At 31.2% G+C, this 14,937-nt stretch carries 18 protein-coding genes; all 18 read right to left on the bottom strand.

The features are described from left to right. Window positions 1-330 precede the first annotated feature (330 nt). Window positions 331-1,356, bottom strand: a complete 1,026-nt coding sequence (locus ABD077_RS24925; protein WP_343914918.1) for a PIN domain-containing protein — start codon at window positions 1,354-1,356, stop codon at window positions 331-333. 99 nt (window positions 1,357-1,455) lie between these two features. Beyond that, complete coding sequence (locus tag ABD077_RS24920) at window positions 1,456-1,884, bottom strand: hypothetical protein (RefSeq protein WP_343914917.1); 429 nt, start codon at window positions 1,882-1,884, stop codon at window positions 1,456-1,458. Beyond that, a complete protein-coding gene (locus ABD077_RS24915; RefSeq protein ID WP_343914916.1) occupies window positions 1,884-2,243 on the bottom strand; it encodes a hypothetical protein in 360 nt (119 codons plus the stop codon). Before ABD077_RS24915 ends, ABD077_RS24920 begins: the two co-directional genes overlap by 1 nt. Before the next feature lie 867 nt (window positions 2,244-3,110). After that, a complete protein-coding gene (locus tag ABD077_RS24910; protein ID WP_343914915.1) occupies window positions 3,111-3,509 on the bottom strand; it encodes a hypothetical protein in 399 nt (132 codons plus the stop codon). A 201-nt stretch (window positions 3,510-3,710) separates the two neighbouring features. Further along, the gene (locus tag ABD077_RS24905) at window positions 3,711-4,337 is read right to left on the bottom strand and encodes a hypothetical protein (RefSeq protein WP_343914914.1); all 627 of its coding nucleotides are present in this window, start codon (window positions 4,335-4,337) and stop codon (window positions 3,711-3,713) included. A 212-nt stretch (window positions 4,338-4,549) separates the two neighbouring features. Then, window positions 4,550-5,449 (bottom strand): ATP-grasp domain-containing protein, encoded by a 900-nt coding sequence (locus tag ABD077_RS24900; RefSeq protein ID WP_343914913.1) that lies wholly within the window; start codon window positions 5,447-5,449, stop codon window positions 4,550-4,552. A gap of 218 nt (window positions 5,450-5,667) precedes the next feature. Then, complete coding sequence (locus ABD077_RS24895; protein WP_343914912.1) at window positions 5,668-6,003, bottom strand: hypothetical protein; 336 nt, start codon at window positions 6,001-6,003, stop codon at window positions 5,668-5,670. Between the two features lie 225 nt (window positions 6,004-6,228). Next, window positions 6,229-6,939, bottom strand: a complete 711-nt coding sequence (locus tag ABD077_RS24890; protein ID WP_343914911.1) for an ATP-grasp domain-containing protein — start codon at window positions 6,937-6,939, stop codon at window positions 6,229-6,231. A 666-nt stretch (window positions 6,940-7,605) separates the two neighbouring features. Next, window positions 7,606-7,857, bottom strand: coding sequence for a hypothetical protein (locus ABD077_RS24885; RefSeq protein WP_343914910.1), 252 nt, complete (start codon window positions 7,855-7,857; stop codon window positions 7,606-7,608). Between the two features lie 296 nt (window positions 7,858-8,153). After that, entirely contained in the window at window positions 8,154-8,654 is a 501-nt protein-coding gene (locus ABD077_RS24880) for a hypothetical protein (protein ID WP_343914908.1), read from the bottom strand. Window positions 8,655-8,870: 216 nt separating this feature from the next. Next, the gene (locus tag ABD077_RS24875; RefSeq protein ID WP_343914907.1) at window positions 8,871-10,037 is read right to left on the bottom strand and encodes an immunity 26/phosphotriesterase HocA family protein; all 1,167 of its coding nucleotides are present in this window, start codon (window positions 10,035-10,037) and stop codon (window positions 8,871-8,873) included. Between the two features lie 95 nt (window positions 10,038-10,132). Next, complete coding sequence (locus tag ABD077_RS24870) at window positions 10,133-10,630, bottom strand: DUF4411 family protein (RefSeq protein WP_343914906.1); 498 nt, start codon at window positions 10,628-10,630, stop codon at window positions 10,133-10,135. Beyond that, window positions 10,627-11,766, bottom strand: coding sequence for an ImmA/IrrE family metallo-endopeptidase (locus ABD077_RS24865; protein ID WP_343914905.1), 1,140 nt, complete (start codon window positions 11,764-11,766; stop codon window positions 10,627-10,629). The genes ABD077_RS24870 and ABD077_RS24865 overlap by 4 nt, the downstream gene beginning before the upstream one ends. A gap of 227 nt (window positions 11,767-11,993) precedes the next feature. Continuing rightward, window positions 11,994-12,509, bottom strand: a complete 516-nt coding sequence (locus tag ABD077_RS24860; RefSeq protein WP_343914904.1) for a hypothetical protein — start codon at window positions 12,507-12,509, stop codon at window positions 11,994-11,996. A gap of 193 nt (window positions 12,510-12,702) precedes the next feature. Further along, window positions 12,703-13,341 carry a hypothetical protein gene (locus tag ABD077_RS24855; protein ID WP_343914903.1) on the bottom strand — a complete coding sequence of 213 codons (639 nt, stop codon included), beginning with the start codon at window positions 13,339-13,341 and terminating at the stop codon, window positions 12,703-12,705. An 86-nt stretch (window positions 13,342-13,427) separates the two neighbouring features. Next, entirely contained in the window at window positions 13,428-14,237 is an 810-nt protein-coding gene (locus ABD077_RS24850; protein ID WP_343914902.1) for a hypothetical protein, read from the bottom strand. A 201-nt stretch (window positions 14,238-14,438) separates the two neighbouring features. After that, the gene (locus ABD077_RS24845) at window positions 14,439-14,798 is read right to left on the bottom strand and encodes a hypothetical protein (RefSeq protein ID WP_343914901.1); all 360 of its coding nucleotides are present in this window, start codon (window positions 14,796-14,798) and stop codon (window positions 14,439-14,441) included. Further along, the coding region (locus tag ABD077_RS24840; protein WP_343914900.1) for a hypothetical protein at window positions 14,743-14,937 on the bottom strand (195 nt) is incomplete at its 5' end. The genes ABD077_RS24845 and ABD077_RS24840, both read right to left, overlap by 56 nt.

The raw sequence follows: 14,937 nt of genomic DNA, 5'->3' as shown, positions 1-14,937 counted from the left end.
CTCACTTTTCTTTGAGTTTGAAATTAACTTGAAGACTTTAAGGAAGTCCTTAAATCTATCTTCGTTTTTAAATTCAAATTCAATGTATTCGTTCTTTTCCAATTTAATTTTCTAATGGTTGCCAACGGTTTGTGTATGAAACGTAGCGTTTAAAAAGGCACTACTTTTCGGATTAACACAGAGCCGAATTTTTATGTTTTGTTTTTAACTTATCAATATTAAAAGCCAAATTTAAAAATTTGGCGGTCTTTGCAAATACGCACAAACCTTTCAATTTAGCACTTATTAGCTATGTTTTATACACCGTGTTATATGGCGTTATTTTCAATTTTAAGTATCCAAATTATCCCAATCATCTCCAATAGTCCATCTTAATGCAGATAATTTTCCATTAATCATTCCCCATTCAAAATCGTCCCAGTATAAATTCTCAATTCCATATTTTTCTTCCACCTTTTTGGCTGATTCTAAAGCTCCTTCCCAAATGTCTTTAACAATTGTTCTATTTGCAGTTTTAATTTCAAAATCCTCTCGTTCTATTAACTTTATTTTGCCTTCTTCAATCATTTGAACTCTTATTTGATGTCTGTTGTACCAAATTTTTTGTTCAAGTTCTCTTTCAACTTCCATAATTTCACTAAAACTCCTTGGTTCAAAATCCCAATCATTTTCAAATTCGATATCTTCTACTAATTCACTATTTATCGAGTTTAAAGCTTCAGGAAGGTTTATGAAATATTGTGTCTTTGGAGAGTCGAAAATTTCTTCTAAGTCCTCGTGTGGCAACTTCTGATTTCCATTTTTTAGGCTAAAGTCATTTTTATTATGAGTTATAAATATCAATTTAAATTCTTGAGCTTGATTTCGAGCTTTATAATCGGAAAATGTCTCAATTATTATCGCGTCTCCAATGCTGTTTTTCGACAAATGAAAAGGTGCTTTTTTGTCAATTGCACGTTGAGTTGCTCTCAATTTAATTTCGTCAGTTAAGGTTAGTTTTTCCGATTTTTCAAATAGTTCCTCAATTCTTTGAATTGAGTTAAAAGCATTTTCTCCTAAAGATGGGATTTTGTGATTTATGTCATTTAGTTGTGATAAAACACTATCCTTTAAATCTTGATCTCCGTGTGCAACAACCATTTCTTTTACTTTATTAAAATGACTTGAAAGGCTTTTTCCAGCATCAACAATTACACGGTCTTTATTTCTATCAAATTCTTGTATGACAATTTCTGGAAGAATTAAAGTGACTTCCTCTCTTTCAAGAAATTCACATAAAAGGTCTAATACTTTTTCTCCCTTAGTTGTTTTGGAAATGTCCAACCAAACACAAGTATCAATAAGAAGTTTAACCATAAATTTCAAGGTTTTTCTAATGCCATATAACGTCTCTTGTATGGTGCGTTTGCTTCCCGCAGGGAGCATATGCACTATACAAATTGTTGTGGTGTCGTTTTATTCAGTTATTATTTCCACATTTCTCATATCACAAATATCCTTAAAGTCTTTTTCATTGAATGTAACAACAAAATCGATTTTAATATTTATATCCTTTATCATCTCTCTTATAATAGAGTCAACTAATGATATCTTGGGAACAGGATTACGATGAATAGAATACGTGTTATTTAAAGCATTTTCTCTATAATCTTCATCAAATATAAACTCAATTTTATCAGAACTCATTATTTCCTCAAATTGAATAAGTCTTTGTTTATCCTTAATGAACTTTGAATTTAAGACTTCATACATAGATGGATATGGAACTATTATTTTGTGGTCTTTAATCAAGTCTGCTATTACTCTTGCAGTTTGATGGAATGGATCTTTTTTATCAAGAAGTCCAAACCAATATCCTGAGTCAATTAAACTATACTTTTGCATTAGAATGGCGGTGGATCATCATCTTCTGTTTTAGTTCCATATCCTTCCCAGATAGGTCTTTGCCTATGTCCGAATATAAAAGTTCCTCTAGGTTGACCATTTTTATCGTGAACTATAATATATACTCTATCTCCTTTACTAAGAGAAACATGAGATTCTATTTCGGTTTTAACCTGTTCTATTTTGTCTTCATGACTTAATTCTGAACCACCAATAAAATTAAATTCAAAGGCTCCACTTGAATTTCCACAGTCAACAGCGTCTTTATTGTCTAGGAAACTATATAGTGACTCATAGTCTCCCTTTAGTCCTAAGTCATAATTTATGATTACCCAATTTTCTTGTATAGCGTTACTCATAACACCTTAACTATTCGTTTATTTTTTAAGCTTTGATTAAAGTCAAATAATAATCCTTAACCTTAATGAATTTCCGTCAAAATTACTCAATTTTCAATCTTTTTACATTTTTTTTTCAGGTAAAGAAATTAATCAAGCTTAATATCAATATGATTCAGGATGCACCACAACGTTTTATATATGTGTTGTAGCAGAGCAAAATGTTATCTTGTTTTTCGGTTTTTTTTCGCGGTGGTTGCTAACTTTTACTTTCTGCAAGCATTGCGCTTTACCAAAAATACAACAACCTTTCGATTGATCACCTAACTGCTATGATCACATATATGTTGTTATCGTGCGTTCTTTTTTCAGTCACTAACCTTACTAGACTAGCCAAGCAAGGTGATATTACTTGCGCAATTACTCCGTCAATTTTATTTTTTTTTCTTGCGATCACCTTGCAATCATATAGCAGGAGACAGACCTTACCAAATGAACCTGAACTTTTTTTCGTCAGAAGCTGATCAGCCAAAAAAGCGATTTTTTATCAGGTTACTGCTCCGTAATCTTCCTCAATTTTGGTTTTTCTTATCGCTTTTTCTTCGATTTGACACTAACCATCACAAACTTACTCAAGTCATGGTGTGGTTAACCGTTCGTTGCTTTCGTTTTGCTTTTCAGATTTCTAAAATGCACGGATAACGTTTAATATATGTGTCGTAGCAGGGCAAAATGTTACCCTGCTTTTCGGTTTTTCTGCGCATTGGTTGCTAACTTTTCCTTTTTGCAATCATTGCGCTTTCATAAATATACACAAACCAATCGATTGATCACTTTGCTGCTATGGCACATATATCATGTTGTGCCTCGTTTTTGATTTTTTAATTCTCAATTAATGCTTTTAATTTCCAAACTTTCATTGGTCAGCTTTATAATTTTCCATTCGCTTTCGGCTAGGCCTCTTCCGCACTCACCAAGTTTAATAGTAAATATTGATTTTGTTTTAAATTCCCAATTTCCGTTACAATCTCTATACATAGGAGTATATGGTTGAGTTGCACACCAATTAGTGTTTTTCCGTTGTATTATTATGCCGTCTTTCTTAAACTCAATTCCTCTTGTGTCTTTTTTGAAACTTTTGGATTTAACATATTTTCTTGTTCCATTTGAATAGTTCGAATAGACCCAGATACCAATCAGTTGGTTATTTTCGTTGTCAAATGGTTTGTAAGAACTTAAGTTGAAGGAGAAAATTGATAAAAAGAATACAAGTAATGTTTTTTTCATTCCAATAAGTTTAATGTGGCACAACGTTTAATATATGTGTCGTAGCAGGGCAAAATGTTACCTTGCTTTTCGATCTTTTTGCGCATTGGTTGCGAACTTTTCCATTCTGCAAGCATTGCGCCTTTGTAAAAATACAACAACCAATCGATTGATCACTTTACTGCTATGACATCATATATCGTGTTGCCCATAGTTTTTGATTCAGTCAACAATGATAAATTTATTTTTAGATTTAATTTGTTCGAGTTCCTTGTTTATCAAACTGTCTGATTCGACTATTTTTAGCTTCTTATTAAATTCATAGTTAATATTTATTTCCGTTTTTGAATGACCTAATGATTTAGCAAGATTAAAATAATCAAACTGCTTTGAGTAATTAAATTTCTTGGATTTGATATAAATATTTCGATAGCAAGAATGAGACGTTCTAATATATCCAGTTGAAACTGTATCAAGCTCTTGCACATCATCTACTTGAACTTGAAAACGCTTTAATTCCTTTTCTTTTTGGAGGACATACCTCTTTCCCTCTAGTAAAGTAAAGAAGAAGTCAGTTTTTAATTCAATTGGCCGATAAGTTATTAGTTCTTCTTTTGGATATTCAGTAAAGTCAATTTTTTGCAGTTTAACAATTGAGTCCTTTTTCCAAAAAATATATCCTTCAGAATTAACTCCAAAACCAGTGCAGGATTTTCGTGTAAATCCAACTTTTTCAGCGTTCAGTTCAGTCATTTTATGAGATAGAATGCTGTCAATTTTGAATGTCAAGTTTTGTCCGAGTAAAATAAATGGAATGAAGAGAGTAATAGAAAGTATTAATTTATTCATAGTCAGATATTTTACTCAAAAGTAAAATCTTATAGTTATTTTGGGAAATCAAAATGAGTAAATAGTTGTTTTCAATTAGGTAAATGTTATTCAAATTGTGGGCAACGGTCTCGGCTATGAGTAGTTGCGTGGTATAGCACTTAACTTTGCAAGTACACACCAAATTGAAAATCCGCGAGGATTTTCAGAAGTAGTCGAGAACAAGCAATTACTTATAGCCATTGTTGTACACCTTTTTTTATTTGTTCGTAATATTCGTTTCTATTCGCATTGTCAGGAAGTCCAGCAACTTGTCCGTCTCCTAATTCCATTATTATCCAACCTCCATTTTTCTTTTTTGCAACGTCCATTGTGAAGAAGTTACTTTCTATATTTTTTGCAATATTTTTAAAGAAATCAATATCTGGTTTTTCAGAGTCATAATTTCCTTCGTCCCAATAATTATAAATTTGAACTACATTCTTATTTAAGAATACGATTCTAAATTCTTTTGTTAATGGCATTCCACTTTTAGAGTGGTCAGTCAGAAATTCCAATTCCTCAAATTCACGAAATACAATTCCCTCATTCAGATATTCGCCTCGTAATTCCAAAAACCTGTCGACAATTTTTCCCACTTTAGTTTTGTCAGAAGCGTTTGGAATAAAACAAGCATCATTCCAGTTGTGTTTTTCTGATTTCACGAAATCTTTTACAATTATTGGCTTTTCTCCAAATTCATTGGTTAATTCAATGATTTTAGTCTCCGATAAGTCTTTTGTCCAATTTGACTTTGGTGTTTCTCCAGCAATTTTGTCGTATGAGTTTGGCAAATAATGACAATGTTTAAATTCAGTTGGATTGTTGATTAACTGTATATTTTTCTTTAAAAGTCCATTGTAGAATTGTTGGTAAACGTTTGGCGTCATCATCCAACCACGATAAATTCCAAATTCTTTTGTGTCAGAATTTTTAATAAATTTTAGTGCTGTAGTTATATTTCCGTCCATTAATTCTTCAAAACTGAAAACGTGTGTTTCAAATCCATTTTCTTTTGCAGAATCGAATTCCGATTGATAGTCAGGTTCGACTATTTTATTGTCAATTACGCTATCGCAAAAAATAATTTTCATTGGTTTGTCAAATGGTGTACAACGTTTAATATATGTGTCGTAGCAGGGCAAATTGTTACCTTGCTTTTTGATTTTTCTTGCGCATTGATTGCTAACTTTTCCTTACTGCAAGCATTGCGACTTACCTAAAACACAAGAACCATGCGATTAATCACTTAGCTGCTATGGCACATATATATTGTTGTATAACGTTCTTTTTTAGATTTTTGTTTGTCAAGTTAATAGTTAAATACTGCACCACTTGCATCAAAAGTATAAAAAGAGTCATTTCTTTTAACGTTATAAATCATTTCTCCTTTACTCTTAAAAATGGAATCACCAACAAAAAATGAAACGTGCGCATTTTGCACGAAAGTATTCCAAATTTGAAATGTATCTTTTTGTTCAGTTACAAGTAAAGAATAGCCGCCTTTTCCACTTTTGGTAGCGATAATCAATCCTTGTATTTTAATAGCTTTTAATTTCTCATAACTTTCTTTAGGGGTTTGAGAACAAGAATTGTATATTATTAAAATTAAAAATAGAATAGATATTTTGAATATTTTATCATTCATAATTAATTTCCATTTTGGGTAATTGATTATGTTTTGGTATATGTTATACAACGTTTTATATATGTGTCGTAGCAGGGCAAAATGTTACCTTGATTTTCGATATTTCTGCGCATTGATTGCTAATTTTTACTTTTTGCAAGCATTGCGCCATCCCAAAAATACACAGACTTTTCGATTGATCACTTTGCTGCTATGACACATATATGTTGTTGTAAGCCGCCTTTTTTACTTATTAATTGTTGCCGCTCTAATTCCGTTAATAACTTTATTTGGATCACAAGAGTTCAGTCCAGCACCCCAACTTGAATTAAATTCAATTACAAACCATTTATCTTTCCGATTAAATCCTAAATCAATAACATAAGATTCAGGTAAATCAATTGAATGGTTTTGCAAAAAGTCAGTTAGAAATTCTCTTGCTGATTCTAAATTAGAATTCCCTTCATAAATTGCCATATCGAGGATTTTATTGTCCAATATAAACGCTCGAATTTCACTTTCTATCTTGATTATATTTGACGTTATGATTTGCTCATTTTGTTCAATTCCTTTCGTTTCTTTAGTAAAACTATTAAAATCATTATAAACACTCGATTTGAATGTTTTAGGTTTAACAGGTTTAATAAAGATTGGGAAAAGAGAGTTTTTAATTTCCTGAATTGCTACAATTTTGATTTTGCGCTTAATCCAATTAAAGTCTAGTTTACTAATTAATTCATCTTTTGGCTCAATTAATTCTAATCCCAGTACTTGAGCTAAGACAAGGCTAAAAGTATCAATTCCGTATATGGTTAATCTTTTTTCGGAATCAACATTAGGTCGTTCCCAAAACTTTCCAATACGTAAAACTTCACCACCATTATTTTTCCAGCTATAGGCTATTGAATCCCTTTCAATATCTGATTTATTAGGAATTAATAAGGTTTCGTTTGTCATTTAATTGAATGTTTCTTTTGGTTGCTTACAACGTTTAATATATGTGTCGTAGCGGGGCAAAATGTTACCCTGCTGTCTGGTTTTTCTGCGCATTGCTTGTTAACTTTTCCACTCTGCAAGCATTGCGCCTTACCAAAAATACAACAACCTTTCGATTGATCATTTAGCTGCTATGGCACATATATGTTGTTGTAAACAGTATTTTTTTATTCAGCTGATGTTAAAATGCCTATAAAAATGGCGTCTACAACGCAGTACACAGTACTGAGAATCGTCAAGATAAAGCGTAGCCATTTTTATCATTTAATTAATCACTGACTTTGATAAAATTCCAGAACCATTTTTACCAAATATTCCAAAAAAGTGATCATCAACATCCAGGTCTTTGAATTCGTCAATAGCCAAATGCAAAAATCACTTTTTCTAATGATCAGTATCCGACTTTTGCAAATTAAAACTGACCATTGAATTCTGCTTTTTTATTTTTTCAGATTTCTACTTTCGTACTGCTAATCACCTTCTGAACTATTGTTTACAACGTTTAATATATGTGTCGTAGCAGGGCAAAATGTTACCCTGATTTTCGATTTTTCTGCGCATTGATTGCTAACTTTTACTTTTTGCAAGCACTGCGCCTTCATAAATATACAATAACCATTCGATTGATCACTTTGCTGCTATGGCACATATATCTTGTTGTAAACAGTATTTTTTTGTTTGTCTGATGTTACTAAGCCAAGAAAAATGGCGTCTACAGCGTAGTACACCGAACTGAGAATCGTCAAGATAAAGCGTAGCCATTTTTATCATTTCATTAATTACAGACTTTGATAATATTCCAGAACCATTTCCACCAAATATTCCAAAAAAGTGATCATCAAGATCCAGTTCTTTCGATTCGTCAATAACCGAATGCAAAAATCACTTTTTCTAATGATCAGTAACTGACTTTTGCAAACTAATAATGATCATTGAATTCAGCTTTTTTATTTTTTTATCGTTCTGCTTTCGTACTACTAATCAGCTTCTGAACTATTGTTTACAACGTTTAATATATGTGTCGTAGCAGAGCAAAATGTTACCTTGCTTTTCGGTTTTTCTGCGCATTGGTTGCTAACTTTTCCATTTTGTAAGCATTGCGCCTTACCAAAAATACAACAACCAATCGATTGATCACTTTGCTGCTATGATCACATATATCGTGTTGGCAACAGTTATTTTACTTTTTTTCCGTTTCTATATTCTATTTGAGTTTTGGCTCCGTTTTTATTTAGGCAGTATTCAATTCCATTTTTCTTTTTCCCTAAATATTGACAGCTATAAGTCAGTTTTTCCCTTTCAAACTGTTCCACAAGAATTTTTATTCCGTCATCATTATAAGTTATGGTTTCAAAAACTTCACCTTCTAGATTATACTTATGCTCTTTTAAAAGAACTAATGGTTTATTTGGGTTGTATATTATCTTATTTGATACTCTTTTTTCTTTTCCGTTGTAGTATAAATTACTCGACAGGATAATTCCGTTTTTGTATTCCTCTTCATAAACTAAATGTCCATTTTTTCGTTTTTTTTGAGCAATTCCAGTAAAGAGTTTGTTATTAACACTTTTGTAAATTAAATTATTGTCAATATATGTTTCCTTAATTCCAATTGTTTCTTGCGAAACCATTATGTTGAAAGTAAAAAGCATTAATAAAATTAGAAAGTTTCTCATTTAATTATAATTGTTGCCAACGGACTTGTGTATGGAACGTAGCGTGCAAAAAGACACGAACTTTCAAATTAACACAGTGCCGAATTTTTATATTTTGTTTTTAATTTTTCTCTTTTTAAAAGCCAAATTAAAAATTTGGCGAACTTTCTAAATATACACAAACCTTTCGATTAAGCACTTATTAGCTATGTTTTATACACCTTGTTACCACACGTTTTATTGCTTCATGTTTTCAGAATATGACTTTTCAGAATTTAGTCCGAAAAATTCAAAAATTTCTTTTTTGATTAACTTGTTTTTTGGATTTCTCAAATCATCTTTACGTTGATATATTTTGTCATTCCAATATGGTTCGTTTGAGTTTTTAACAATGACTTTTTCTAAAGTCGATTTATTAAAATTAAGACCAGCCCCAATTGATTCGTTTCTGTATGGATTGAATTTTAAACTATCCCAATCATTTTTTGATTCTGGATTTGGAATTTCAATGTATTTATAAAACTTATCTCTATTAGTCTCTTTATAAATTCGACCATATTGCAGGTAAACTGTTTTAATATCTATATGAGAGATACTACGCGCATAAGAAATTGGAAATTCAATTTCCCAATCCTCAAGGGGTAAGTTTCCAATAACTTCATAATCTCCATAAAAAAGAGCATTGTCCATTATATACTGCGATGGTAAACTCTTTAAAGACTTAAGTTTTTCTAATTCTACTTTTTTTGAGTTCTCAATAATGTGATAGACTTTTATAACCAAAGGTTGTGTCATTAATTGAGCTAAACCATAATTTTTCTTTTCTTTAAAATTTGGTTCTTTTCTTATTTTTCTGATATCTGCAATTAAGCGACCAAAACCATAGTTTCTTCTGTCAACTTTGAAGGTAAAGAAATCACCTTCTTTTAGTTTTATTCTTTTTCTTTTTTTATTAGCGAACTCTTCCAAGTCTTTAAAATCTTGCTGTGTTGTTTTACTTATAAAACTCTCAAGCCAAATAGGTAAGTCATTAATACTATTGAATTTGATATTTTCAAAAAAGGTAGAGTAGTAAGTTTGTTCAGTTGTGTAATTACCTATTGTAATTCCGCTAACATCGAAATTGAAATACACTCCAATTCCATTTCTGGAATCTAATGATGAGTAATTCAGTTTTTTTGCCTTTCCACGACTCGTTTTTGGTAAAAGCATTGTTCGATTTTCGGTCTCTTCATTAAGTTGGATTTCCCAATATAAATTGTCTGTAACACTTATCTTTTTTTTAATCGTATTTCCGTCAAAATAAATAAATACTTGTTCAGTTATTTGAAGTTTAATCCAATTTTCAGGAACTATTTCAAGACCTAAATATTTTCTTTGTTCGTTGTTTAATTCAAATTTCATTGGTTTCTTCAAATGTGTGGTAACGTTCCTTGTATGGTGCGTTTGCGTCCCGAAGGACGCATATGCATTATACAAATTGTTGTAGGTAGTGTTTTTTAAAAGTTTTCATTCAATTCCCTAAACATTTCAATGGTATTTATATATCTAACATTAAATTGATTACAAACCTCAGGGATTTTAATTCGATTTCTTCTATTAGGTTCGCTTTTTTCATAAGTAACTATTGTCCATCCATTACTCATAGCAAAAGCAACTAACCAAGGATCGGCTAAATCAGTTGCAAGAAACTCTTGTCGAGCACGTTCGGTAAAATGACTGGAATTTACCCAAGTCACAATAGAGATATAATTATTAAGTACTAAATCGGTATTTATAAAAAAATCATTTGGAAGGTTATCTCCGCACCAAATCTTTAATTGATCTTGATGAGATGCATTATCAAAGATTTCTTTTTTAACCTTATCAATACTTATTATGGTTCCATTAGATGCTAAATCTGCAATTTTCACCCAAAAACTTTGAACTACGTCTAGTGGATAAATTGAGCGATGGGCTTGGATAAAAAAGTTGGAATCTACAATGAATTTACTCATGCTTGATATAAGTATTCATTGATAAATTTCTCATAAGTATTTCCTTTCAAGCTTGTCAATCGATATGCATCTCGATAAAGAAGGTTATTCTCTTTTACTGCACTATTTACATAGCTTGCAAATCGCAGACTTATTCTTTTTTTTGCAGTCGCATAAAAATTCCCTCCAGAACTTTGATTATCCTTTTTATTTTGAAATTCAGAGATATAATCGTTGTAGAATTGAAAGAAAGATGTTCTTGACATTAATCCTAAGTCAAGAGCTCGTCTGGCTATTACAATAGGACTAACTTTAAAAACTCTACTAAGGTATTTGATATTTTGAGTACTATTCCATTTTTCTTTTAAAAATATTTCTGGAACTAAGAATTCAGCGGCAACTTTATCACAGAATTTCTCGATAGGATCATCTGCTGGTAGCATTTGTTTATTATCAAAACCTGCACTTTCTCCTAACCAGATATGAGCAAGTTCGTGAATTAATGTAAACATTTGAGCAGCCTTTGCATCAGCTGAATTAATAAAAAGAAATGGACTTTTGTTATTCACTAATACAAATCCTCTGCATTCGTCAACTGGAATTTTTCTTCTAGTATTATTTCCAACTATTCCATTAAAGTTTACAATTACTCCAATTTCTTCGATTTGTAATGTCAGATGATCTAATGCTTGTTCCCAAGTACCAAGTTTACTAGCCCAATTTACTGTCAGGTTTAAAGTATTTCGAATATCATTTACAACTTCTTTATAATCCGATTCTACAGTGTATTTTCCAACAAATTCTAAGTCTGGGTATTCGCTTTCTTGAAGATAATTTGTTAACCAGTTTTGCCTTTCTTTTATAATTTGGATTGTGTGATAAACGTTTAAAGAAACTGCTTCTCTTTGAGAACTTCCAGTTCTAAAGAATGGAATTGGAATTTCTTCTTGAGGAGGTTCATTTAGAAACATATATCCAAAAGGGACATGTACTTTATGTGTAAAGTTTTCTAACTGTTTGATTGTGGGTTTTTTCGTTCCCGCTACCCACTCAGCAACAGAAGGATTATCTAGATAGAATTCATCCAATTCATTCCCTGCCCGGGTAATAGCCCAGTTTATTAAATCAGAGTTTATATTTTCTATCCTAGTAGACATTAAGCAAATATAATTTTTTTTATTTAAGAACAATATTGACCATTACCTACAACGTTTAATATATGTGTCGTAGCAGATCAAATTGTTACCCTGTTTTTTGATTTTTCTGCGCAGTGGTTGCTAACTATACCTTTCTGCAAGCATTGCGCCTTACCAAAAATACAAGAACCATTCGATTAGTTACTTAGTTGCTATGATCACATATATATTGTTGTAGCAAGTATTTTTTATTCCATTTTTAAATCCACAAAATCATAAAGCGTGATAAAGTCAATTTTATGAGCCCAGATTTCATTTGTTTTTACATTTGGAAAGGCACCAACAATACTTGTATTTTCAAATTCCTCTTTAAAGTAATATTTGATGTCGGCTTTATAATTTATTGGCGTCTTTAAATTATTTCTCATCATTAATAGAGTTTTCCAGTCCTTATCTTCTTTACCCTCGTTATAAAATGCTCCCATAAACAAAATTTCAACCGTATTCTCGTTAGGCTTGAGTTCAAATAGATTTTCGCCCGATTCAAAGGAATAGTAACCTTCTATCTTGTCCACACTCAGTACACGATACTCATACTTTCCGTCTTTTCTCTCTTTAAGTTCAAGCATTATTTTAGAGCCTAGTGGAAAAGTGAAGCTACTATGAAATTCAGTTGGGAACTTGTCAGGAATTTTCCGTTTTTCTTGCCCTTGAATATTAAAGGAAAGTAATCCTATTATTAAGATTAAAGTCAATTTTCTCATTTCGTTCATATTGGCTACAACGTTTAATATATGTGTCGTGGCGCGGCAAAATGTTACTAAACCATCGACATTTGTGCGCAGATTTTATACTTTAATTCAACTTTAAAATCTCTGCGCCATCCTAAATATACAAGAACCATTCGATTAACCCCAAATCTAAGCCATGACCACATATATCGTGTTAGCAAATGTTTTATTCAAACAGTTTCCGCCATTTTTCAGGAATTTGTTTTAAATCAAATTCCACAGAATCTTGAGTTTCTCGAGATAAATATTGACCATATATCTTATCTTCATTTTTAAGCTCACTTGCTAATTCTTCGAAATCATTATATTTCGATTCTTTTGAAAAATATTCATCTTTTTTTTCCTCCGATAACAGGTAACATTTATAACCTATAGTAATAGTTAAATATTCGGTTTTTATTTTAGTAGAATCCATTTCATAAGAGTATTCTTTTATTTCAGGATTTTCTATATTTAAGGGTTCTTCATTTTCATCCAAAAGATCCATGTCATCCAAATATTCTAATGTTTTTATCTTTTCTGGGTAAAGAGTTATTTTATTATTGAGTTTTTGGAATTTTCCAAATACGTATTTTTCTTCACCTCCTCCAAAACACGACCATAGCTCAACTCTATAAAAAAAATTATTATTCGATAATAGTCCAAGTGTTACCCCACTATTAAATCCACTAAATCCATATTTAGTTGTATCTACAGTAGTTGTTTTTAGCTCATTTCGAGACTTCAAATTTATTTCTGTTTTGTTAGAACAACTTTGAATTATTAGAACAATTAGTGCAAATATCAGTATAACTTCTTTTTTCATTTAGGATGTTTGCTAACGTCTCTTGTATGGTGCGTTTGCTTCCCGAAGGGAGCAAATGAACTATACAAACTGTTGTGCGTTCGTTTTTATTTTTTGTTCAATTTATTTAATGTTTCTGAAAGCCAATCTTCGTTAACTCTTTTTGATTCTTTATTCTCAATAATTTTCTTTTCTAATAATGGTATGAAATCTTTATCATTGAATAATTCAATAGATTCTAAAATCAGCGAGCCATTTTCGTCAATTCTTTCAAGTTCGGTTTTTAAAATGTCTTTTACTTTTTTGTCCTTCCTCTTTGCTAATCCTGAAATTGCTTCAAATCGTGTAATTTTATCTTTGTCTGTAACTCTATCCCACAAAGCAGTTCTGATTTCTTTCGAATCGTTGTCAAGTTGTGTTCCAATTCCAAAAGTTGCCCAATTTCTAGTGTCAGAATCTTTATCATTAGACAAATCAATTAAAGTTTTTATTGCATCTTCATTTTCTAAACAAGAAAGTGCAAGCGCTAATTCAAACCTAACATTCACAAACTTGTGAGTTTTGAATTCTATTAATTTTGAAATCTGTTTCTTATTTAAATTCTCGTTATTATGACTTATCGAAGATAAAATTGCCGATATGACTTTAGGTGACTTTTCATTTTCTAATAATTTAAAGTATAAATCTACTGTTTTGTCCTGTTGATATCTTGGGTCAAAACCTAATTGAGCCAATACATAAATTCCAATGATTTTTTCCTTTTCACTTTCAGATTTAGCAAGTTTAAATGCTTTATTATAAACTTCTTTATTCGGTCTTTTCCTTAATTCAGATATATTGTCCCAAAAGGTTTGTTGAGTTTTATTATTCAGCAGTCGAGTGAATATTTTTTCAGATGTCCATTTTTTTCGACTCATTATTTTTTTGAGTTAAGGAATGACGCACAACGTTTTATATATGTGTCGTAGCAGGGCAAAATGTTACCTTGCTTTTTGATTTTTCTTCGCATTGGTTGTTAACTTTTCATTCTGCAAGCATTGCGTCTTACCAAATATGCGGGAACCATTTGATCAATCACTTTGCTGCTATGGCACATATATAGTGTTGTACGCCGGCTTTTATTTCCGTTTAAATTTAAGTTCAGGATTATTCCACCAATCTGTTTGATCTGAATTCAGAATATGCTTTTTCAATTCCGAGTCCATTATTTCGATTTGTTCTTTAAACTCTTTTAAAAGAATATTTTTCTCAATCGGTTTATATTCAATGACTTTCTGAATCTTTTTTCTTGTCCATAAGTCATAATCCAATTCATATTTCCATTCCAAATAGTAATCTTCGTCAGCGTCATTCAATTCCTCAATTAGAATTTTATATCTCGACAGTAAATCAGAAGGACTTAATTCAATCAATTTTTCCACTTCATTTAAGAATTCCGTGTAATCTGTCCAGTATTTTTCGTCCTTTTGGGTTTCCATTTTTCAGCTTGCGTACAACGTTTAATATATGTGTCGTAGCAGAGCAAAATGTTACCTTGCTTTTCAACTTTTCTGCGCATTGGTTGCTAACTTTTCCATTCTGCAAGCATTGCGCCTTCATAAATATACAAGAACCAAT

The organism is Aquimarina litoralis (assembly GCF_039523995.1).
Classification (GTDB): domain Bacteria; phylum Bacteroidota; class Bacteroidia; order Flavobacteriales; family Flavobacteriaceae; genus Aquimarina; species Aquimarina litoralis.
Note: the sequence above shows the minus strand (reverse complement) of the source record. Positions and strands in the feature narration are given on the sequence as shown.